This window comes from Vagococcus proximus (assembly GCF_029143285.1).
GTDB lineage: Bacteria > Bacillota > Bacilli > Lactobacillales > Vagococcaceae > Vagococcus_D > Vagococcus_D proximus.
The window spans coordinates 1-23,450 of record NZ_JAPDSH010000012.1 but is presented as its reverse complement, the minus strand read 5'-3'; the positions used below and the strand labels follow the sequence as shown (position 1 = coordinate 23,450).

Below are 23,450 nucleotides of genomic sequence, written 5' to 3'. Positions count from 1 at the left end.
TTTGTATTATAACAGAGGATTTTTTATTTCTCTAATAATTTGTTTGCAATCCTAGATTATTTAAACTGAACAATCGTTGCACCAGTTCCACCTTGATTGTGAGGTGCTAAACCAAATTTTTTCACGCTACGATGATTTTTAAGGAAGTCTGTTATCCCTGTACGAAGCGCTCCAGTCCCATTTCCGTGAACAATCGTCACTTGACCATGTCCTGCTAAAATAGCAGCATCTAAATACTGGTCTACTTCTCTTAACGCATCTTCATAACGTTTTCCTCGTAAATCTAATTGGCTAGTTACTCGACTAGACGTTGAACCTTTCATCGTTGAAATCATACGTTGCGGTTTCGCTTTCTCCGGTTTAATTAAGGTTAAATCAGATTCATCTAGCGTCATTTTCAAGATACCCATCTGCACTTGCCATTGCCCTTTGCCCATTGGCTTAATCAATGTCCCACGCTGGCCGTAAGATTCAACTTTTACATCATCACCTTCATGCAGATTTTTTTGCTCTTTTGCTTTTTGTAAGATTTTATTTTTCTTCAGATGATCTTCTTCATGATAAAGATTTGAAAGTTGCCCTTTTGCTTCAATCAACTCATGCTCTTTAACATTCGCTTTACCAATCGCTTTTTGTTTCTCACGTAAGTCTGCAATAATTTGTTCCGCTTTTTCTTCCGCTTCTTTAACAATGTCATTCGCTTTTTGTTTAGCTGCACTTAACTCTTTGTCCTGTTCTTCAAAGAAATAGCCATAAGCGTTTTCTAATTCAGCGTGTAATCGTTCTGCTTCCGATACATGATGACGCACTTCCATATATTCTGTTTCAGCCATCTTACGTCGATTTTCTAAGTCAGCAATCATATCATTTAGATCTTGGCTGTCGCCATCAAGAATTTGTTTAGCTGATTCAATTACCATATCATCTAAACCTAAACGTTTTGAAATCTCAAAAGCATTACTTCGACCTGGTACACCGATTAATAATTTGTAAGTTGGACTAAGTGTATCCACATCAAATTCCATGCTGGCATTAATCGTACCGGGACGATTGTAACCATAAACTTTTAGTTCAGGGTAATGCGTTGTCGCCATAACATAAGCGCCTTTAGCGCCCACCGCATCTAAGATAGAAATCGCAAGAGCCGCTCCTTCTTGGGGATCTGTTCCCGCGCCTAGCTCATCAAATAATACCAAGCTCTTGTCATCGACATCTGCTAAAATAGACACAATATTTGTCATATGTGACGAGAACGTACTCAAACTTTGCTCAATAGACTGTTCATCTCCGATATCAGCATAGATATTATCAAAGACTCCAATAACACTTTCTTCTTCTACCGTTATGGGTAAACCAGATTGTCCCATTAATTGTAATAGCCCTAATGTTTTAAGAGTAATTGTCTTACCACCAGTATTTGGTCCTGTAATTAAAATCGCTTGATAATCTTCCCCAATATGAATATCGTTAGCTACTACTTTCTCAGCATCAATCAGTGGATGACGCGCCGATTTCAAAGCCACATGATTTTCATCACTAATAGTTGGAATAGTCCCTTTATATTTTTTACCAAATGCCGCTTTAGAGGCAATAAAATCCAATTTACCTAACACATAAGCATTATGTAAAATTTCAATACGATGCGGTTCTAACTCTGCTGATAGTTCTGCTAAGATACGTTCAATTTCTTGACGCTCTGCAATTTGATGCTGTCTTAATTTATTATTAAGCTCCACTACTTGCTTAGGCTCAATAAATAACGTTTGACCTGATGAACTTTGATCATGAACCACACCACCAAAGACACCACGGTACTCATGTTTAACTGGAATAACATAACGATCATTACGCATTGTTACCAAACTATCACTTAAATACTTAGCATTTTTACCACGAATTAAACCATCTAATTGCTCACGAATCGTTTGCTCACTGCGGCGAATGGCAGTTCTTACTCCCTTAAGTTCTGGAGAAGCCTCATCTGTAATACGTCCATCTTCTTCTACAGATTCACGGATACGTTGTGAAAGAGCTGGTACAGTTTGCATTTGTCCGACCCACTCATACAAGCGGTGCAACTCAATCTCGGCATCTGATAAGTCGTCAAAGAAACGAATTAGTTCTGCTGTAGTTTGGAGCACACGGCCCACGTTTGCTAATTCTATGCCATTAAGATTAGCTCCCATCTCGATACGCTTCATATGTGGTCTAATATTTTCCAATTTAGGTAACGGGATGCCGCCACGTAAACGAAGAATTTTCATCCCATCTTCTGTTTCAAGTAACCATTTTTCTAACGTTTCTCTATCGGTAATCGGTGCTAAACTTTCAATTTCTTCTTGTCCAGCTGCAGTAACTGAAAACTCCGTTAAAAGATGCTTTATTTTTTCAAACTCTAACGTTTTTATAATTTTTGGATTCATCATCCATCACTTCCATTTCTATTTCTAGTTGTGTCTTATTCTAAAATAAAAGCCGAACGTCAATCGTTCAGCTTTTATTGGTATTAATAAATAATTTGATTGACCCAATCGATGACTGTTTTTGAAAAATAAGGTGTATTTTCAATAATAAATCTCGAAATAGTACTTTCTTCAATCATTTTCTGAACACCATCCAATGGTATCATCGCACCTATCATCAAGCACATAAACAGTGCTAAATACGCAACTGCAAAACTTAAAAGGCCACCACCGTATACGTTTAACTCCATCGTTATAGGGAAAAATGTTAATTGGTGACAAAGTAGGCCTACAAAGCGCATAATTGCCCAGCCAATCATAATGATAATTAAAAAGCCCATTGCACCGTAAAAAGCTTGGTCTAATTTAAAGAGAGACTCTCCAGCAAAATAATGTAGCTCACTTTGTGGTGTTGGTGCTGGATACGGAATTAAAAGTTCTATTTTTTTAGCTACTACAGGATACTTAGCTTTAGCTATAAACATTGTTATTATATACCCAACTGTTAGAACAGCCTGGAGCACCAGACCACGTCTAGCACCAGTATAAAACGCAATAGCTAAAGTCAACATAATTACAATTGTTAACATAGTCTCAACCTTTTCTCTCTATGATTTATCATTTTCTGACAATACGTCAGCATTCTTTTGAATTTTTTCTTTTACTTGCTGATTTAATATTTGCTGCGCCTCCATTGGAGATAACTCTTCAACTTCTTGTCCCGCTGTTAACAGCGCTTTTTTTGCTTCTGTTTCTAGATCATCATAGCGCTTCAGACGTGACTCTAAAGTCTTAATTTTTTCATCTTGATTGGTAAGCTCTGATTTCTCTAACTCTAAAAATTCAATCGCTTCATTTAACTCTTGAATTTCTTTTTCCATCTCAATAACTTTCGATTCTTTTTTGACTTGGTCTGATAGAGCATTAACAGCTAATAAAATAGCAGCTTGCTCCATCGTTGTAGTATCAGACATATTTAAAATATCACGTAGTTGATTATTTGCTAAGGCCGTCACAATATCCATATGTGCTTTGCTCTCTTTGCCTATGATTGTGTATGCTCTATCACCAATAACTGCTTTATAACGTTTTTTATTTTGAGTCATTTGAGTACCCTCCACCATCAATAATAACCTGTGTTAATTCTCAGTTGCTACCTGCTATTACATCAATTTAAAATCATACTCTATTATAAGGGAGTTTATTTCAATTTACAATCTAATATACCTCAAGAACATTGAGTTTCATATTAAAATTGTATACACTGTTAATGCGTACTATTTATATAGGAAAAACAACAACCAAAACTTAAAATAAGAACGGATGATTATTATGGCAAATTCTTGCGTTATTAAAGTAACCCCCACTAAATTAAAAGAAATGGCCACGCATTATAAGCCACAACTAAAAGTAAAAACACCACCTTATTCCCTTTTTTCTGCCAAGGTTGGTGCTCTTACCGTTACTGGCTATAATTCGGGAAAAGTAATGTTCCAAGGAGCCGGCGCTGAGGAAGAGGCAGCGAAATGGGGAAATGCCCTTGAAGCAAAAAAAACAAGTAGTTCAACAACTAGCAGTACTTTACCAAAAGATTTCGCAACCTGGTCAGCAGCAGGAAGCGATGAAGTCGGAAACGGCAGTTACTTCGGACCAGTTGTGGTCTGCGCAACTTACGTTGAAGCGAGTCAAATGCCTTTACTCAAAGAACTTGGTGTTAAAGATTCTAAAGAATTAACAGATATCCAGATTCGTGAAATCGCTAAAGATATCAAACTCGTTTTACCCTATAAAGAACTTGTTGTTACACCAGAAAAATACAATCAAATCCAACCAGAATACAATGCTGTGCGTATGAAAGTTGCCTTACATAACCAAGCGATTGCATTATTATTAGAAGATATTGCACCAACTGTTCCACAAGGTATCTTGATTGACCAATTTACACCTGAAGGGAACTACCGTAAGCATTTATCTCGTGAAAAAGTCCAAGTTAAAGATAACCTATACTTTGCAACAAAAGGTGAACATCATCACTTATCAGTAGCTGCAGCTTCTATTATTTGTCGCGCAAGCTTCCTAGATGAGCTAGACAAAGCCAGCAAAGAACTTGGTATGACTATCCCCTCAGGTGCCGGCACAAAATCTGACAGCGTCGCTGCTAAAATCCTAAAACGAGGCGGTATGGAACTTCTAGGTAAATACACTAAACTCCACTTCGCCAACACCGAAAAAGCTAAGAAAAAGGTGTGAGGAAAAATGGGATGATGCTAAAAACTGGAAGTTCATCCCCTAATTGGCTCTTTCAATTCGTGGATGAGCTGAAGTTTTATGACATCAATTTTTCAGAACCCAAGAAAAAGGTGTAAGGAAATTCGCTTTGCTCTAAGTAACTGGAAAAAGAAATAAAAAGCTAGTCCCTCGATGGGGACTAGCTTTTTTATTTACGTGTTAAATCTATAGACTTAGTCCCCAATTTGAACTTACGATAAATCAGTCCTTGAGAAAGTAAGTAGGATAGTACTAAACTAAACGCTACCTTCAAGGCGAACCCAATCCAACTGAATTCAATATTACTCACGTATAAATGATCGGTAATACCTGTCGTTGCTAAAATAACTGTAATATAACTTATCATCACCCACTGAATAGGACGCTTCAAACCATTAAATACTAAATATTCATTATTGTTATCTAAGCCCATCTTATTATATAAATAAATCGCACTAATGATAAGAATAGCAATAACAACTAGTAATAAAATAACATTTTTCATATCAAAGGGACTATCATTAAGATAGGTTACAAACCCATTGTCTAACCATGAACCTTGGTCTATCTCTCTCATTGAATAACCTAAAATGTAATGTTTAACTATTATAACCAGACGGTCAATTGCGTCACTTGCCATAGGTAACGAAAACCAAAAGGCTACCAATGTACCAATTGCGGTGACCCACTCACCCATAATCATCCCTGCAAAAGCAAAGATTTCATAAACTGTCATAAGGGTAATCGTACTGGTCACTACAGAAATCATCATCGGTCCCATATCGACTAAGAAATGCTCACTTGGAATAGCTAATTTTAATACCCATACACCAATTAGTTTAGTCAGCAGTAATGTGACTAAGAGCGTCCCACTTATCAATACTTTCTTACGAATAAAAATATCTTTCCTAGTGAAACGTGAACTGAATAATAACGTATTAAAATGGGTTTTTAAATCTAAAAAGAAACTTAAAAAGCCAACTACCATCAGGATGATGACAAGATAAAAGCTACTCTCACTATAGAACTCATTCACTGCATATTCTTCTGTATTATAACTTCTAACAGTAAACTGTAACTCTGACTTTTTATACTCTTCAAAATCATCTGTAAACTTTTCCTCTCCTGATTTAAAATCGTAATAAGCTACCTTTCCTGGAACTTCTGTATCGTCATCTTTAAGTCTTGATTCAAAATACTCTCTTTCCTCTGGTCTTGACTGATTTTGTTCCACCGCTTGCCAATTTTTTATACCTGAAAAAGCATCCATAAACGCCATACCTGAAATCACAATTACAACAAGTAATAAATATTTCCAGTACCGTTGAACTAATAATTTATTTAATGATTTTGTCATCTCTTATCCCCCCTATACCAACGCACGCGGCTGATCAATCATCAACTCATCGGCTAGATTTGCAGTAAATAAATCTTCAAGACTCACTGGCAATTGCTCCATCACAAGTGGCTCTAAACTCTTCAACTCCACTTCAATGGCTTCATTATAATTAGCAAACAAAGCTACAATAACTCGGCCACGAACCTCTAAGACTTCTCCTGTTTCTTTAACAATCTCAGGAATCGTTTCACCTCTAAAAACAAGCTGTAGCTTCACAGCCTCTTCACGCATATCTTCTAAATGATACGCTTTAACAATTGTTTGATCTTTCATCAGCAATACTCGATCAACAATTTGCTCTAACTCGATTAAGTTATGAGATGAAATTAAAATGCCTCGATTATTTAAGCTGACTTCATTTAATACAAGTTGAATGGCTTGTTTTTTTATCAAAATATCCAGCCCATCAAATGGTTCGTCGAGTAAAATGTAATTAGCACCACTTGAAACGGCAAGGATGATTAGGAGTAGCCCTTTCATTCCTTTAGAATATTTTCTAAATGGCTTATTACGAGGTAACTGATGCTTCTCTACCAATCCAACAAATTTTTCTTTATCGAATCGCGGATACAACTCTTTATAAAATAGCACCATTTTATCTGGCGTCAGCCCACTTAAAAATGTCATTTCAGTATCACTATAAAAAATCTCTTCATAATTTTGACGCGCTTCTACTAAACTCTTACCGTTGATGACAATACTGCCCTCATCCGCTTGATAGTGGTCTGCTAATGTTCTAAATAAGGTTGTCTTCCCTGTCCCATTACGACCGACTAGCCCCACAATTTCACCACGATTTAATTCAAAATTAATCCCTTCGATAATGACCTTACTATCAATCGACTTTTTTAGTTGTTTAACTTTCATTGTCTACTCCTCCTAACCCTTCATGCGTTTCATTTAGCCAACTTGCTAATTCTTCTTTGGGAATGTTTAAATAACTAGCCTCAATCACTAACGATTGAAATTGCTTTTTCACTTTTTCAATCTCTTTTTCGTTACGATACTCTTTTTCTAATTCATTAACGAACGTCCCTTTTCCTCTAACAGTCACAATCGCTCCATCTGCCTCTAAGGTTTTATACGCTTTACTTACCGTATTCGGATTAACCATTAAAAAATTTGCCATCTCTCTAACCGACAATAACTTATCACCTGGTTGAAGAATTCCTTGTAGAATATCTTCTTTAATACCTAATACCACTTGCTCATAAAATGGCTTCGGACTTGTTTTATTGATCAACATAAGGCACCTCCTTCTCAACTGTATCTCGTGTACTAGTATATATAGTACACTTGTTTTTGTAAAGCCCTTTTTTAAAATAAAAAAGGGAGTAGCTAAACGCTACTCCCTTTCTGTACTATTAGTTTTCTAATCCGTTAATCGCTAAATTAAGCACAACTGCCGTCACACTACTCATCACTATACCATTACTTGTAAAGAGTTGAACCATCTCTGGTAACGATTGAAACAACTGGGGCATACTATTAAAACCTAAACCAAATCCAATCGAGATCGCCATAATCACAAGATTTTTTTCATTATTAAACTCAACTTGAGTTAACATCTTAATCCCTTGAATGGCAACCATCCCAAACATAACTAACATCCCCCCACCTAATACAGGCTCCGGAATAATTTGAGCTAATGCTCCTACTTTGGGAAATAATCCTAGAATAATTAAAAAGAAGGCTGAATAAAAAATTGGACGTCTATTTTTGATGCCAGAAAGCTGAACTAATCCCACATTCTGAGAAAAACCAGTATAAGGGAACGTATTAAAAATTCCTCCTAAAATAGCTGCAAGACCTTCTGCTCGGTAGCCTTTTTTTAATTCTTCCTCTCCCACTTTTTTACCCACAATATCACCTAGTGCAAAGTAAACTCCCGTTGACTCTACCATGCTAACGATAGATATAATGACCATCAATACTATTGAACTTAAATCAAACGTTGGCTTTCCAAAATAAAAGGGCTGAGGCAAGTGAAATAACGGCGCTGTTCCAACCGGACTAACATCAATCCCGCCCATTAGACCTGCTAAAACCGTTCCCACTAATAACCCAACGAGTACTGAAATAGATTTCAAAAAGCCTCGTCCCCATACTTGAATAACTAAAATACACGCAATCGTTACAAAGGCTAATAGCAAAGACTTACTTGAACCAAAATCAGGTGAGCTACTGCTACCGCCCCCCATTTTCTCCATCGCAACAGGGATAAGTGTTAGACCGATCACTGTGATAATCGTTCCTGTTACGATTGGCGGAAATAGTTTTTTTATCTTAGAAAAAACACCAGAGATAAGGACTACGATAATACCCGATGCTATAATCGAGCCATAAATTGCCCCAACACCTTTACTATTCCCAATCATAATAAGTGGTGCTACCGTCTGAATCGCACACCCCAATACGACAGGTAACCCAATTCCAAAGTACTTTGTTACTACTAATTGCAGTAGCGTTGCAACCCCACACATGAAAATATCAATCGAAATCAAATATGTCATCTGTTCAGCGTTAAAATTAAGACCCGTTCCAATTAATAACGGTACTGCTACCGCTCCTGCATACATTGCGAGTAAATGTTGCAACCCCAAAACCGCTTCTTGTCCTTTTCTTAACTCTGTTTTCAATCCTTTTCCTCCTATGGCTTTTTTACTTAACCTAAAAACAAAGACACCTTTTTCTGCATAAGCAAAAAAAGGTGTCTTTCTCACACTATTTTTTACTTATAGTCCAGTATTTACGGTACTGGGTAGAGACTGCCGACCATATTTCAGCGTTATATAAGTTAAGTTGTCATTTGATGTTCCTATTATCTAGCAAAATCGTTATTTAATCAAGATAAAAACAGACAATTTTTCAATATTGTTATAAATTGTTCGTTTTTAAACGAAAATAAAAAAGAGAGAGATCTCTCTTCTTTAATTTTCAGATATAACCTCACCATTGTCGTAAACTTTTACTTCAAATACGGTTTTAGATCTAGAACGGTGACCTTCTTTCAACTGCCCTTTGACCGTCCAAAATGTTCCTTTTGAGTCCGATTCTTTTCCAGAAACCTGACTCTCCAATCGATTTTCAGAATCAAGTGGGTGTTCTTTTTCATACCACTCTTCAGCTTTAGTCTTAGCCTGTCCTTTAGTAAAAATCTTGGGTATTTTAAATAATGACTCATCCTCTTTTGATTTTTCTTTTTCAGTTTCTCTAGTACTCTCGGACTCTTTTACGTGTATCTTATATTCTTGCTCGCGTTTCTTAGCTTCTTCTAATTCACGCTCTGCAAATTTTCTTTTTTCCTCAGCTTCTTTCAACGCTTCTGCTTGTTTGGTTTCTTCCAGTGCACGTTGTTCTTCTTGCTGTTTCTTTAATTCCTCAGCAGCCTTAACTTTTTCTTCATAATCTAATTCAACTCTTTTCAAACTTGCTAATAGTGACTCTTTTTTTAGCTGTCCATCGCTTAAATCAGACACTTCTGAATAAATTCGTGCAATTTTTTTTGACATAACATCTACAGATAAAGGCAGTTTATCTGCTTCTAACTCCATCTCGCTGTAGGTTGCCAGTTCTGCTATCTCAGCAGAGAGACGCTCAACTGTCGATGACTCTTCTTTACGGTCAGATTTAGCATTTTCACGCTCTAAATAAACTCTTGTCCCGTATGCCCCTGCACCAAAAGAAGCAACTAACATCAACACAGCTAATCCTATCAAAAGTAATTTTTTTAGCATGATCTCACATCCTTTTAAAACTCTATTACTATTATTATACCTTATTTTTAATAAAACACCTCAGTCGAAAGTACGAAAAAAAGGCCCCGGCCTAACCCGTAACCTTTTCTCCATCAGATTTTTCTAAGTCATCCTCAACTATTTCCATAGTTTCTTTATCAATCACTTCTAAATGCATCTTTCGATTCGGCAAGATATGGTTAACGGCTAGTGCGATAAACATCCCAATAAACCCGTCTACAACTCTTGCCAACGCATAACTATATGACTCCGTATTAGGGATCATAAATAAGATAGTTAAAAGTGTTGCACTCGCTCCCACTGTTCCTTCATGACATTTTATATTCGACAATGTTGCAATCATTAAAACAATCACAATCGGAATCGCAACAACTTGAACTAATTCTGAATCACCAAAAATTTTAAATATGGTAATCACAACGAGTGAGGTCAACGCACCCACAATATTCCCTACAACACGATGTCTCCCGTAGCGAATTGTATTTTCCATGTCTTCTCTTAATGTAAAAATGGCTGTAATTGCCGCTACAACATAAGTGTCTCTATTGAATAAAAAACTAATCACAATACAAAAAAAGACACTTATACCAGTTTTTATTGTTCGCATTCCTATTTTCAAACGACTCGTCACCTCTTTATTTCTTAACATAACCTTGCAACTGTTATGCCATACCTATCAATGATAGTAAATATAGTGGAGTATTTCAAGTCAGAATGTGAATGTTTTCATTTTAAAAGACTATTTCGCTCACCTAAAATCTGCACTACTTATTAAATAACTAACCTATATTTTAAAAAAAAAAATAAAAAACACCTCGCCTAAGCAAGATGTTTCTTATTTTTCATTTAAACGAATTTTGATATTTTCAGTTGTTCGTTTTGTATATAACTGTTTAGAACACGCCGGACAATTATAGACCGCACGTTCTTTCTTTGGGAAATCTTCACCATAAATCTTCACTAACTTAGTATAGCAGTGCTGACATTGGAATTCTTCTCTCATACTAACAGTCCCCTCCCTATTTCTATCTCTATAAGTATAGCAAAAATAAGCAAGAAACAAAACCGGACAATTAGTTACTTATAGTATCAATAGCTTGTGTCGTTTCAAATTTATATTTTTTTAGACCGTTCACTTCTACCATTTCAATTTTTTGTAATTGACGATTGCCATTCATAGACACATACATTTCCATATTAGCTAAATCATAGGCACTTGTATATTGCGTATGATACACGTAATCTGTCCCATCTTGTAAATCAAAGACACCATCCGGAATATCAAACTGATTCATGATATGGAAGAATTTATCTATCCCTTTATCATGTGACACTGTACTTGATAAATTATTTAAGTATGTCGCTCTTACAAAACGACTAGCTGAGGTAAAATCACCTGGTAACCCAAACATTCCAGATCCTTTTCCAGCAGATGGAATTGTAGCCTTACCTAACACAACCTCTTTCAAAAGAGGCGTTTGCATCCCTGCATAATTAGATAAATTCGTTAAATGCCAATCATAAGTTGGATGATTCGTCATTGTTCCAACTTCATTTTCATGAATATCAAATCCACCCGTTTCACTCGTATGCTCAATTACAACAGAACGACCATAGTTATCTGTCACATTAAAATGTAAAGGGTCTGATTTTCCTAAATTATTTAATTTATCACACAAATCGATTTCTGTTTCTAATTTTTCAATAAGCTCATCAATCGAACTTATTGTGGCAAGAACCCATGTTACAAATTCTTCCCCACGATATGCTTTTTTTCCTTGTGTCACTATCGCTTCTTCCTTACCGTAAACACAATAGTCGCTAAAATATTGCATACTAGCCCCTATTCCAGCACTGTTCATTCCGTCAGCAAATAAAACACCTTCCACACCAAATGGCTCACCATCATAACACACACCTATTGCCTGATGCTTAAAATCAATCGGTGTCATCGTATTGACTAAATGCGTTCCTTTAGGGATATTTACACCTACATAAGGTAGTGGCAACATGTATTCTTGAGTGCGACCAAAAATAACCTTTCCTTCTTTACTAATAATTCTGATACTTGTACACATATCTAAATCCCCCTTTATTTATACACATTTATTATACATCTTTATCTTATTCTTAATCAGTGTTTTATTAAACAAATAAAAAAAGCGTAATCCTTTTGGATTACGCTTTTCATTTATTCAAATTCCATTACTTTTTCAGGACTATTTTTTCGTTCCATCATTGCCCAAATATTCCCTACAACCGCTCCTATAATTGCTGGGATTATCCACCCTAGTCCCATTTCGTATAGAGGCAAATACTTACTTAAGAAACTAGAAATATTTAAAATATTAATTCCAGCTGTATCAAAGCCATCAAAAATACTAATACAGAATGTAAATAAGATAACCATTTGATACACTCGACGATTTCCTCTAAACCATTTATTTGATAGCAATAAGAATACCATGCTGATTGCTAAAGGATAAATAGCATTTAGGATAGGCTCTGAAAATTTGATTAAACCAGTAAGACCCATGTTAGATACTAAAAAACTAAATATCGCCATTCCGATTACATAATACTGATAGCTAACTTTAGGATACAGACGACTAAAATATTGTGCACAGGCTGATAACAAACCAATACATGTTGTCATACACGCTACTGAAATCATCAAACCTAATAAAATATTGCCATAAATACCAAAATAATAATTCGATACTTTTGCTAAAACCTCGCCACCATTTTCTTGGTAACCAATCTTAGATACACTAGTTGCACTCATGTAAGATAATGCTGAATACATAATGACTAACAAAACTGCTGCAATTCCAATCGCTTTACCACACGCTGCCATAACATGTTTTTTGTCAGTGGCACCTTTTAATCTCACTGCATCAATAATAATAATACCAAAAGCAAATGATGCCATCGCATCAAGGGTTAGGTACCCTTCTTTAAACCCTGTAACAAATGCTGAGTCTATAAATTGATCTTGTGGCTCATAGATTTTCCCCATAGGAAATGCCACTGCTACTACAATTAAAATACCAATTAATGTGATTTTTAATGGTGTTAAATACTTTCCTACAATATCGACTACCTTGGCCGGAAATACGGCTAATAAACAGGCAATCGTGAAGAATATAGCTGAAAAAATTAATAATGTTGTAGATTCACCTAAATTACTACTAAAGGGTTTAATTCCAATTTCAAAGGCAACTGTTCCTGCACGAGGAATGGCAAAAAATGGGCCAATTGCTAAATATAAAACAACAGCAAAGGCAACCCCAAACCACGGTGTGACTCGGCTAGCTAATTCTTGAATATTATCTTTACCGGTTGCAACGAGTGTTAGGAAACTTAATAGTGGTAACCCTACCCCTGTTAAGAAGAACCCTGCCATCGCTGACGTAATATTAGTTCCTGACTGCTGACCAATTATTGCTGGAAAAATCAAATTACCTGCACCAAAATACATTGCAAACAGCATTAAACCTAAGATTATAACATAAGACGTCGGTACTTTTTTAGACATAATATCCCTCCCAAATAACTTGCTATCTTTCACGATTAAACAGACCATAAATGAAACTTTCTAATAAATAGAAGAAAGAGGGTCTCTCTTTCTTCTATCGACTATCATTAATAAACGGATGTTGTATCCTTAGAGATTTTCTCTATTGATTCTTGCACCGTCTTCAAGAATGCGCCTGCCATCATACCGTCTAATACGCGGTGATCGATAGATAGGCATAAGTTTACCATATCTCTAATCCCAATCATATTATCAACTACTGCCGGACGCTTAATAATAGATTCAACTTGTAAAATAGCGGCTTGCGGATGATTAATAATTCCCATAGACTGAACCGAACCAAATGATCCTGTACTATTAACTGTAAAAGTGCCACCTTCCATATCAGATGGTGCTAACTTACCAATTTTAGCTTTTGCTGCCAAATCGTTAATTTCCCTTGCAATGCCTTTGATTGATTTTTCATCAGCATTTTTAATAACTGGAACATATAATAAGTCATTTGCTGCAATAGCAATTGAAATATTAATATCTTTATTTTGAATAATCTTATCTCCTGCCCAGCTACTGTTTAATAGTGGGAATTCTTTCAAAGCTTGGGCTACTGCTTTTACAAAGAACGCAAAGTACGTTACATTGTAACCTTCGTCTTTTCTAAATTGAGCTTTGATACTGTCTCTATAGTTTACAAGGTTTGTCGCATCTACCTCTGCCATCATCCAAGCATGCGGAATTGTTTGTTTACTTTCAACCATATGCTTAGCGATTGCTTTTCTGACACCACTTACTGGTATCTCAACAACATTACCACTTGCAACTACCGCTGGAGCTGGACTACTTGCTACAGGTGCTGCCGCAGCTGGCGCTTGAGGTTGCTCAACTGGAGCTGATACAGCTGGTACGGCTTGTGGCGTGCCACCATTTTCAATAACAGCTAGGATATCCTTGCGTGTAATACGACCGCCAGAACCACTACCTGTTACTTGAGCTAAATCAATATCATGTTCGCCAGCTAATCTTAATACCGCTGGTGAAAATCTCATACCTGATCCAGATTGCTTCACTGCAGGTTTTGTTGGTGTTTTTTCTTGTTTTGGTGATTCTGCTACAGGTGCTTTTTCTTCTATTGCAGGTGCTGCTTCAGCAACAGGTTCAGAACCTGCACCATCTGTTTCAATGGTACAAATTACTGTACCCACATCTACCGTTTCATCTTCAGACACTAGGATTTCCTTAATTGCTCCTGTGAATGATGAAGGGATTTCAGCTACTACTTTATCTGTTAATACTTCTGCTAATGCTTCATATTTTTCAACGTGTTGACCTGGTTTTACCAACCAAGAACTAATACTTCCATCTGTTACACTTTCACCTAATTTAGGCATTGTAATTTGTTCAAGTGCCACTCTACTTCACTCCTTAATTATATAGTTTAGTTACACCTATCTAAAATTCAGCTAATTCGCGCATTGCTACTTCTACTTTATCTGGGTCAATGGTGAAGTTTTTCTCCATTGTAATCGCGAATGGCATTGCTGGAATATCTGGTCCTGCAAGTCTTGCAATCGGTGCATCTAAATCGAATAAACAATTTTCTGAAATTATGGCACTTACTTCACCGATAATACTTCCTTCTAAGTTATCCTCTGTCACTAATAATACTTTCCCTGTTTTCTTAGCCGCTTCGATAATGCCTTCTTTATCTAATGGATAGATTGTTCTTAAATCTAGGATATGAACATCGAAGCCATCTGCTGCTAATCGTTCCGCTGCTTCTTTAGCAAATTCTACAGCTAAACCATAAGTAATAACAGTAATATCAGAACCTTCACGTACTACGTTAGCTTTGCCAATCGGCACAGTATAGTCTGTTTCAGGAACTTCCCCTTTAAGTAAGCGGTATGCTTTCTTATGTTCGAAGAATAAAACAGGATCATTATCACGAATCGCCGACTTCAATAATCCTTTTGCATCATATGGATTTGAAGGAATAACAATTTTAAGTCCTGGTTGACCAAAGAATACTTTCTCAACTGATTGTGAATGGTATAATCCACCGTGAATTCCGCCTCCGAAAGGTGCTCTGATTACCATTGGACAGCTCCAATCGTTATTAGAACGGTAACGAATACGAGAAGCTTCTGAAATAATTTGGTTAACAGCAGGCATAATAAAATCAGCAAACTGAATTTCTGAGATTGGACGGTAACCATACATCGCTGCTCCGATACCAACCCCAACAATTGCAGATTCAGCAAGTGGTGCATCTAACACACGGTCTTCACCAAAGTCTGCATGTAAGCCTTCAGTCGCTTTAAATACGCCACCTTTTTGACCGACATCTTCACCCAAAATAAATACTTTTTCATCTCTTTCCATCTCTTCGCGAAGAGCCAGCTTAATTGCCTCAATATATGAAATCACTGCCATGACTTATTCCTCCCCACTTTCTTCATAAACATAGTTAAATGATGATTCAGGTGTCGCATACGGTGCATTTTCTGCATAATCCGTCGCTTCGTTGATTTCTTTAGCGATTTCTTTTTCCATCACGTCAACGTCTTCTTCTTTCATAAAGCCTTCTGCAATCAATTCTTTCTTGAAGATTTCAATCGGATCTTTTTCTTTAGCCTCTGCCACCTCTTCACGTGAACGGTATACACGGTCATCATCATCTGAAGAATGTGGTGTAAAGCGATAAGAAAGAGTCTCAATTAAAGTTGGTCCTTCACCTCTTCTTGCACGGTCTGTCGCTTCTTTGAATGCTAAGTAAACCTCAGCAAAATTATGACCATCTACTTGCACACCTGGAATGCCATACCCAATCGCACGATCTGATAATTTTTTAGCGGCGAATTGCTTGTCAGCAGGCACACTGATTGCATAGTGATTGTTATGAATAACAAATACCACTGGTAATTTATGGACACTAGCAAAGTTGATTCCTTCGTGGAAATCTCCTTGGTTAGACGACCCTTCACCACATGATGCATAAGAGACGCTATCATCTCCAGCCATTTTCGCTGCTAAACCAATCCCTGCAGCATGTGGGAATTGTGTCGTAACTGGAGAACTTTGTGTCACAATTCTATTTTTTCGTTGCCCGTAATGGGATGGCATTTGACGCCCACCAGAGTTTGGATCTTCTGCCTTAGCGAAAACAGATAACATAATATCTTTCGCTGTCATGCCGAAGCTAAGTACCATTGCTAAATCACGGTAGTACGGTAAGCAATAATCTTTGTCTAAATCAAAAGCAAATGCTGCTCCTACTTGAGCAATTTCTTGACCCTGACCCGAGATATGGAAAGGTATTTTACCGGCACGATTTAATAACCAGATGCGTTCATCCACTCTTCTTGTTAATAACGCTGTTCGGTAAATACTTTGTAGTTCTTCTTTAGATAAACCTGTCTCTTTTAAAGCCATTGTATTCCCTCCTGATAATAGTTTTTTACTTACTAACCGTGAATTTGATTATTATCCACTGCTAATGCTGCTTCTGCTAATGCCTCTGATAAAGTTGGATGCGGATGAATTGTCTCACCAATTTCCCATGGTGTCGCATCTAATACTTGAGCAAGTGCCGCCTCACTGATCATATCTGTTACGTGAGGACCTATCATTGCCACTCCTAAAATATCATCGGTTTCTTTATCAGCAATTACTTTCACAAAACCATCCGACTCTCCGAAAACTAAAGCCTTGCCAATCCCTTTAAAGACAAATTTGCCTTTCTTAACTTTATGACCGTTCTCTTTAGCTTTATCTTCAGATACCCCTACACATGCAATTTCTGGTGATGTGTAGATACATCTTGGAACTAAATCATAATTAATTGGCTCAACTTTCTCACCACAAATGCTCTTAACAGCGAGTGTCCCCTCATGCATAGCAACATGCGCTAACTGTAATGTTGGGATACAATCGCCAATCGCATAAATATGGCTTTCTTTTGTTTGGAATTGATTATTTACCTTAATAAAGCCTTTTTCAAGAATTATATTTGTATTTTCAAGCCCAATATTTTCAATATTGGCTTGGCGACCAACTGAGACCAATAACTTATCAGCTTCAAATGTCTGAGCTTCGCCTTTTACAGTTGCTTGAATAGTCATCCCTTTTTTAGTTTTCTTAAACGTATCAGGTAAAACTTCCGCCCCTGTAACAATCTCTACCCCTTTTTTCTTAAAGAGTGTTGTTAACTCTTTTGAAATCTCTTTATCCTCCATAGCAACCACACGGTCAGCAAACTCTAAAACTGTTACTTTAACCCCAAAATCAGTTAATAATGAAGCCCACTCCATACCAATAACGCCACCCCCAACAATAACCATTGATTTGGGCAATTCTTCCATTTTAAGCGCGCCGTCTGATGATAAAACAACCTCTTCATCAAATGGTAGATTAGGTAACGGACGAGGTCTTGAGCCTGTTGAGATGATTAGATTTTTAGGAATAATCATATCATTTTCAGAGCCATCTTCATGAGAAATTGAAATTGTTCCTGCCATTGGTGAGAAGATTGATGGTCCTAGGATAGTACCTGTCCCTTCATATAAATCAATCTTACCCATTTTAAATAACTGATGAATCCCTTTCTCTAATTGGTCCACAATCGATTGTTTTCTTTCTTGCGCTTTCAAGAAATTAATCGCTGCATCACCCGAAAGTTCAACACCAAATTCAGCTGCTTTTTTAACCGTTTGAAACACTTCTGCTGAACGTAGGAGTGCTTTACTCGGAATACAACCTCTATGTAGGCACGTTCCACCTACTTTAGATTTTTCTACAACTGCAACTTTTTTCCCTTTTTTAGCTGCCTGTATCGCTGCAACGTAGCCACCTGTTCCGCCGCCTAAGATCACTAAATCATATTCTTGAGCCAAAACAATTCCTCCTCTTAGTAGTGTTTCACATCTTCTTTTTTAGCTAAAACACGCTGAGCACCTTGATTTAAAGCACCCATTTCATCTTCTCCTGGTACTACAATAATCGGTGCAATCCAGTCAATATATCCTGAAATTTCTTTTACAAACTTCTCACTTCTTGATAGACCACCTGTTAAGACTAACCCATCAATTTTCCCTTTAAGTGACGCTGCATTTGCGCCAATCTCCTTGGCAATTTGATAAGCCATTGCTTCAAAAATAAGTTGTGCCTTATCATCTCCACCTGCCATCAATTTCTCAACTTCACGTAAATCATTCGTACCAAGATAGGATACCAACCCACCCTTACCTATTAACGTCTTGTAGATTTTTTCTTCGTCCCAATTCTTTGTCGCCTGAATAAAGTCATAAACTGGGACTCCTCCAGCACGCTCAGCACTAAAAGGTCCTTCGCCGCCCAAAGCATTGTTCACATCTATTACTTTGCCTTGTTCATGAGCAGCAACTGAAACACCACCACCTAGGTGAGCAATCACATAATTTCTCTTATCATAGGTCGTTCCTTGCTCTCTAGCTGCAATACGCCCTACTGCTTTGTGGTTTAACGCATGAAATACACTCGTACGTTCTATTATTTTTGTTCCTGACACACGAGCAATCGCTTTCATTTCATCAACCACTACGGGATCTACAATGTAAGCTGGAATGCCATATTGTTGCGCAATCTCATCCGCAATTAATCCACCTAAATTACAAGCATGTTGACCTGAAACACCGATACGTAAGTCCTCTTTTAACTTTTCAGTTACATCATATGTCCCACTTTCAATCGGTCTCAGTAACCCACCTCTACCAACAACCGCTGATAAACTTGTTAAGTCATAGTTATTATCCTCAATCACTTTTAAAATAGCTTTCGTTCTAAAGTCAAATTGATCACTGATACTTTTATACGCTTCAATCTCCGCCATTGGATGACTTAATTCTTCTTGGAATAATTTTTCATCCCCACGATAGACCGCTACTTTAGTAGAAGTAGACCCTGGATTAATAACTAATGTTTCAAAGTTCATATGCCGCCTCGCTTTCTTTTATTTAACTTGTTTGAATGGCCAATTTTAGAGAAGCCATTTTCGTATCTGTACTATCACTTCTTGATGAAAGAGCGATTGGAACTCCCGCTCCAACGATTACACCACTGACTGTAGCTGGAACAAAATGACTAAATACTTTATACAAGAAATTCCCTCCATCAATCGATGGAACTACAAGAACATCTGCATCGCCTTTTATTTTACCTTCGTAGCCTTTGACTGACGCTGCATCTTTACATGTCGCAATATCAAAGGAAATCGGTCCTTCTACAACTGCCTCTACTGGGTTATTTTCAAAATAATTATGCACTTCATGAGCATCTGCTGATGAAGGCATCTTCGGATTATAAACTTCAACTGAACTTAAAAGCGCAACTTTTGGACACTTAATCCCCATCTTATGCGCGACTTCAATTGCATTTTTTGTAATCTCTACTTTTTGAGCAACATCTGGCTGAATATTTAATGCTGGATCTGTCAAAATAAATTGACGACCACCTTCTGTTAATTCAATCACTGATGCTTGAGATAATACGCCTTCTTTTCTAAGACCATTCTCTTTCTTCAATACTTCTTTTAAAATCGTTGATGTTTGAACCGATCCCTTCATCAAAACCGTCGCCCGCTTATCAACTACTGCTTTTACTGCTTCCGTCACCATATCTTGATCATCTAAACAAACCATTGCTGTTACTTCATCCATCTCAACTTCCAATGACTCCTTACTAAATAAAATAAAGTCACATAAACCGTCATCAACTGCTTGTCTCACTACTTTATCAACGAAACTCTGACTCGCTCCGGCTACTGCCACTATCGCTTTTTTATCTGTCTTCATTTTTATCAACACCTTTTCTAAAGTCATTGTTTTTGATTATAAGAAAAGAACTACCTCCATGGTATGCTTTATACACAAACTGAAGATAATTCTTTTCAAATGTCTATCTTAATTAACGCTTAGTAATTGATGATTTTTCAGTTTGTAAAAATGTACTACGAACACGCATCATTTCTTCGATACGACTTTCAGCTAAATGATCGGCTGCCATCGCAGTTGTTATTTTTTCATTTTTAGCGATTTCGAATACTTTCGTCATTTGGTTATATACTTCTTTGATCTTGCGATCTGCTTTCGCTTCATCATAACCACTTAATTCTTCAGCTACGTTGATAACACCACCCGAGTTAACAATATAATCTGGCGCATAAACAATACCTGCTTCTTCAATTGCTTTGCCATGTTTTTCAATGTCTAGTAATTGGTTATTAGAACTACCACAAACCGCCTTAACTTTTAGTTGCGGAATTGTATCATCATTTAAAATCCCACCTAAAGCACATGGACAGAAGATATCTGCTTCAACACCGTAAATTTCATCGATTCCTACAGCTGTCGCACCTAGATTATTTACAGCACGATCAATCGATTCTTGATTGATATCCGTTACGATTAATTTAGCACCTTCTTCATGTAACATTTCACATAAGCTATAAGAAACGTTTCCTACACCCTGTACAGAAATTGTTTTACCTTCTAATGAATCTGAACCGTAAACTTCTTTTGCAGTTGCCTTCATTGCATAGTAAACACCTAACGCTGTTTTAGGACTAGGATTTCCAGATCCACCTGCTGCACTACTACTACCTGTTACATAATTTGTTTCTTCGAACATGTAGTTCATATCTTCTACTGTAGTGTTAACATCTTCGGCTGTAATATAACGACCATTTAAGCCTTCGATGTAACGACCTAACGCACGGAATAACGCTTCACTTTTGTCTTTTTTAGGATCTCCAATAATAACTGTTTTAGCTCCCCCAATGTTTAAACCTGCTGCTGCGTTTTTATATGTCATTCCACGGGCTAATCTTAAAGCATCTGTTAAGGCTTCTTCTTCAGTTTCATATGGCCACATACGGCATCCACCAAGTGCTGGTCCTAAAGTTGTGTCGTGAATCGCTATAATTGCTTTCAAACCTGAACTCTTATCATGACAAAATACCACTTGCTCATAATCTCTGTTAACCATTTCTTCAAATAACATAAAAACTGCCTCCTCTTTAAACTTTATTATTTTCACAAAAGAAAACGCTTACACGTGTTCCTTATCTCCAAAATAACATATCTAAAAAAAAAAAATGTAAATTAGATAAGCATTCAATGAGAAAAAACTAATAATACAAAATTGTATTTTACTAGTGGCTTAATGAACTTGATATCAATTTTGTACAATAGTTTATTGTGTATTTTTTATATAACACTCTTTTTTAGTTGCAGACCGTAATAAAATCCATATTACAAAAAATATATAGAACAGATTACTATTTCGTTATAATACAAGTTAATTGACTGACTCAACTTCCTTTGATCACAAAATCACTTATGTTTTTTTTTGAAAGAAATTGTCCATTTTTTTAAATACATACTTTCTGTTAATAGAAAAAACTTATGGCCCTAAATTTAGTATTAATTGCAGCTATTCATTTTAATCAATTACTCACTGACAGCCTCCCTCAATTAAATGGACTTTAACATTAAAATAAGATATGATTATTTAGGTATAAAATATTACATTTAGTAAATGAGGTGCGTATTATGAAGATGATTACCATTTGCATTCCAATGTATAATGAAGAAGATAATTTAGTAGTTTTGCACGAAAAATTGGTAGAACTTGCTGAGCCATATAAAGGAACGTATATTTTTGAATTTTTATTTGTAAACGACGGCAGTATGGATCGTTCGCTTGACATTGTTAAAGAACTTACTCAACAGGATTCTCGTGTAAAATGTGTTGATTTATCCCGAAATTTCGGAAAAGAACCTGCTATGTTAGCTGGTTTTGATTACGCTAAAGGGGACGCTATTATTATGATGGATGCAGATTTACAACATCCGCCAAGTACTGTACCAAAAATGATTAAGGAATGGGAAAATGGTTACCAAGATGTTTATGGTAAGCGTGTGTCTCGTCATGGCGAATCATTTCTGAAAAAAGGATTTTCAAAACTCTACTATAAAATTCTAGGAATGTTTTCAACTGTTCCTGTTTTACCTGCTGTAGGTGATTTTAGATTATTAGATAGAAAATGTATCGATAGTATAAAGAAACTACGAGAATCACAACGCTACACTAAAGGTATCTATATGTGGATTGGATTTAAGAAAAAAGAAGTCACTTTTGAAGCCAATGAACGTTTTGCCGGAGAGACTAAATGGCAATTTAAATCACTAGTAAAACTAGCGATTGATGGAATTATTTCTGATTCTACTGCCCCTCTACGTTTCTCTCTAGTCTCAGGTATTGTTATTGCTCTTTTTGCTTTTATCTATATGATATACACTTTTATTACAACGCTTATGTATGGTAATGCTACACCCGGATATCCTAGTCTTGTTATTCTGATCCTCTTCCTAAGCGGGACACAACTGATTTTCTTAGGCGTTATGGGGGAGTATATTGGAAAAATATTTATGGAAGTTAAACAACGTCCTCCATATCTTATTCAAGAATATATTACAGCAGAAGACGACGGGAAGGACACTGACTCATGCAAAAAATAAAAACATGGCTGATGAGTTTTGACTTTATGACTGAACGTTATTATTCTATTTTGATGTACCTTATAATGGGTGGTATCACAACTGTCATAAATATTGTAACGTTCTATTTATTTAATTCTACACTTGGATTAAATTATACGATTTCTAATATTATTGCTTGGGTATTTGCTGTTTTATTTGCTTACATTTCTAATAAACTCTATGTATTCGAAAGCAAACATAACAACTTTACTGAACTCATACAAGAAATAAGCTCGTTCTTTGGATTTAGAGTACTATCACTTTTCATGGATTTAGCCGTTATGTTTGTCTGCATTAGTTTGCTAGATATGACTCCCATAATTGCTAAAATACTAGCCAATGTTGTCGTATTAATAGCTAATTATATTTTTAGTAAATTATTTATCTTTAAAAAATAAAAAAACTGCCAATCCAAGAGGACTGGCAGTTTTTTATTTGATTTCTTTTAATGCG

Annotated in this window: 22 protein-coding genes and 1 riboswitch; of the genes, 3 read left to right on the top strand and 19 right to left on the bottom strand. The window is 36.4% G+C overall.

Going from position 1 to position 23,450, the window contains the following annotated elements:
* Window positions 1–56: 56 nt before the first annotated feature.
* The 3 genes from OL233_RS11125 to OL233_RS11115 form a co-directional block, all read right to left on the bottom strand.
* Window positions 57–2,423: an endonuclease MutS2 gene (locus tag OL233_RS11125; RefSeq protein WP_275472398.1), complete on the bottom strand. Its 2,367-nt coding sequence runs from the start codon at window positions 2,421–2,423 to the stop codon at window positions 57–59.
* A gap of 83 nt (window positions 2,424–2,506) precedes the next feature.
* On the bottom strand, window positions 2,507–3,052 hold the full coding sequence (locus tag OL233_RS11120) for a CvpA family protein (protein ID WP_275472379.1): 546 nt from the start codon (window positions 3,050–3,052) through the stop codon (window positions 2,507–2,509).
* An 18-nt stretch (window positions 3,053–3,070) separates the two neighbouring features.
* A complete protein-coding gene (locus OL233_RS11115) occupies window positions 3,071–3,568 on the bottom strand; it encodes a cell division protein ZapA (protein WP_275472378.1) in 498 nt (165 codons plus the stop codon).
* Between the two features lie 226 nt (window positions 3,569–3,794).
* On the opposite strand from OL233_RS11115, the gene rnhC reads away from it, so the two are divergent.
* On the top strand, window positions 3,795–4,712 hold the full coding sequence (gene rnhC / locus OL233_RS11110) for a ribonuclease HIII (protein ID WP_275472377.1): 918 nt from the start codon (window positions 3,795–3,797) through the stop codon (window positions 4,710–4,712).
* A 187-nt stretch (window positions 4,713–4,899) separates the two neighbouring features.
* Here the strand turns inward: rnhC and OL233_RS11105 are convergent, their stop codons facing one another.
* The 16 genes from OL233_RS11105 to OL233_RS11030 form a co-directional block, all read right to left on the bottom strand.
* A complete protein-coding gene (locus OL233_RS11105; protein WP_275472376.1) occupies window positions 4,900–6,087 on the bottom strand; it encodes a hypothetical protein in 1,188 nt (395 codons plus the stop codon).
* Window positions 6,088–6,099: 12 nt separating this feature from the next.
* Entirely contained in the window at window positions 6,100–6,996 is an 897-nt protein-coding gene (locus OL233_RS11100) for an ATP-binding cassette domain-containing protein (RefSeq protein ID WP_275472375.1), read from the bottom strand.
* Window positions 6,986–7,375 (bottom strand): GntR family transcriptional regulator, encoded by a 390-nt coding sequence (locus OL233_RS11095; RefSeq protein ID WP_275472374.1) that lies wholly within the window; start codon window positions 7,373–7,375, stop codon window positions 6,986–6,988. The genes OL233_RS11100 and OL233_RS11095 overlap by 11 nt, the downstream gene beginning before the upstream one ends.
* 118 nt (window positions 7,376–7,493) lie before the next feature.
* Entirely contained in the window at window positions 7,494–8,768 is a 1,275-nt protein-coding gene (locus OL233_RS11090) for a nucleobase:cation symporter-2 family protein (protein ID WP_275472373.1), read from the bottom strand.
* A 79-nt stretch (window positions 8,769–8,847) separates the two neighbouring features.
* Window positions 8,848–8,945, bottom strand: a riboswitch (purine riboswitch).
* A 114-nt stretch (window positions 8,946–9,059) separates the two neighbouring features.
* Window positions 9,060–9,866: a hypothetical protein gene (locus OL233_RS11085; protein ID WP_275472372.1), complete on the bottom strand. Its 807-nt coding sequence runs from the start codon at window positions 9,864–9,866 to the stop codon at window positions 9,060–9,062.
* A 91-nt stretch (window positions 9,867–9,957) separates the two neighbouring features.
* Window positions 9,958–10,536: an FUSC family protein gene (locus tag OL233_RS11080; protein WP_275472371.1), complete on the bottom strand. Its 579-nt coding sequence runs from the start codon at window positions 10,534–10,536 to the stop codon at window positions 9,958–9,960.
* Window positions 10,537–10,722: 186 nt separating this feature from the next.
* A complete protein-coding gene (locus OL233_RS11075) occupies window positions 10,723–10,890 on the bottom strand; it encodes a hypothetical protein (RefSeq protein WP_170167920.1) in 168 nt (55 codons plus the stop codon).
* A 70-nt stretch (window positions 10,891–10,960) separates the two neighbouring features.
* Complete coding sequence (locus OL233_RS11070; protein ID WP_275472370.1) at window positions 10,961–11,965, bottom strand: linear amide C-N hydrolase; 1,005 nt, start codon at window positions 11,963–11,965, stop codon at window positions 10,961–10,963.
* A gap of 113 nt (window positions 11,966–12,078) precedes the next feature.
* Window positions 12,079–13,425: a branched-chain amino acid transport system II carrier protein gene (brnQ, locus tag OL233_RS11065; protein ID WP_275472369.1), complete on the bottom strand. Its 1,347-nt coding sequence runs from the start codon at window positions 13,423–13,425 to the stop codon at window positions 12,079–12,081.
* 107 nt (window positions 13,426–13,532) lie between these two features.
* Window positions 13,533–14,831, bottom strand: coding sequence for a dihydrolipoamide acetyltransferase family protein (locus OL233_RS11060; protein ID WP_275472368.1), 1,299 nt, complete (start codon window positions 14,829–14,831; stop codon window positions 13,533–13,535).
* Window positions 14,832–14,871: 40 nt separating this feature from the next.
* Window positions 14,872–15,855 (bottom strand): alpha-ketoacid dehydrogenase subunit beta, encoded by a 984-nt coding sequence (locus OL233_RS11055; RefSeq protein ID WP_275472367.1) that lies wholly within the window; start codon window positions 15,853–15,855, stop codon window positions 14,872–14,874.
* Between the two features lie 3 nt (window positions 15,856–15,858).
* Window positions 15,859–16,854 carry a thiamine pyrophosphate-dependent dehydrogenase E1 component subunit alpha gene (locus OL233_RS11050; protein ID WP_275472366.1) on the bottom strand — a complete coding sequence of 332 codons (996 nt, stop codon included), beginning with the start codon at window positions 16,852–16,854 and terminating at the stop codon, window positions 15,859–15,861.
* 32 nt (window positions 16,855–16,886) lie between these two features.
* Window positions 16,887–18,314 (bottom strand): dihydrolipoyl dehydrogenase, encoded by a 1,428-nt coding sequence (gene lpdA, locus OL233_RS11045; protein ID WP_275472365.1) that lies wholly within the window; start codon window positions 18,312–18,314, stop codon window positions 16,887–16,889.
* A 14-nt stretch (window positions 18,315–18,328) separates the two neighbouring features.
* The gene (gene buk, locus OL233_RS11040) at window positions 18,329–19,390 is read right to left on the bottom strand and encodes a butyrate kinase (protein ID WP_275472364.1); all 1,062 of its coding nucleotides are present in this window, start codon (window positions 19,388–19,390) and stop codon (window positions 18,329–18,331) included.
* A gap of 22 nt (window positions 19,391–19,412) precedes the next feature.
* Window positions 19,413–20,249, bottom strand: coding sequence for a phosphate acyltransferase (locus tag OL233_RS11035; protein WP_275472363.1), 837 nt, complete (start codon window positions 20,247–20,249; stop codon window positions 19,413–19,415).
* Between the two features lie 112 nt (window positions 20,250–20,361).
* Window positions 20,362–21,456 (bottom strand): Glu/Leu/Phe/Val dehydrogenase dimerization domain-containing protein, encoded by a 1,095-nt coding sequence (locus OL233_RS11030; protein ID WP_275472362.1) that lies wholly within the window; start codon window positions 21,454–21,456, stop codon window positions 20,362–20,364.
* Window positions 21,457–22,007: 551 nt separating this feature from the next.
* Here OL233_RS11030 and OL233_RS11025 point away from each other — a divergent pair.
* Both OL233_RS11025 and OL233_RS11020 read left to right on the top strand, forming a co-directional pair.
* The gene (locus tag OL233_RS11025) at window positions 22,008–22,976 is read left to right on the top strand and encodes a glycosyltransferase family 2 protein (RefSeq protein ID WP_275472361.1); all 969 of its coding nucleotides are present in this window, start codon (window positions 22,008–22,010) and stop codon (window positions 22,974–22,976) included.
* A gap of 11 nt (window positions 22,977–22,987) precedes the next feature.
* Window positions 22,988–23,395 carry a GtrA family protein gene (locus tag OL233_RS11020; protein WP_275472360.1) on the top strand — a complete coding sequence of 136 codons (408 nt, stop codon included), beginning with the start codon at window positions 22,988–22,990 and terminating at the stop codon, window positions 23,393–23,395.
* The last annotated feature ends 55 nt before the right edge of the window (window positions 23,396–23,450 follow it).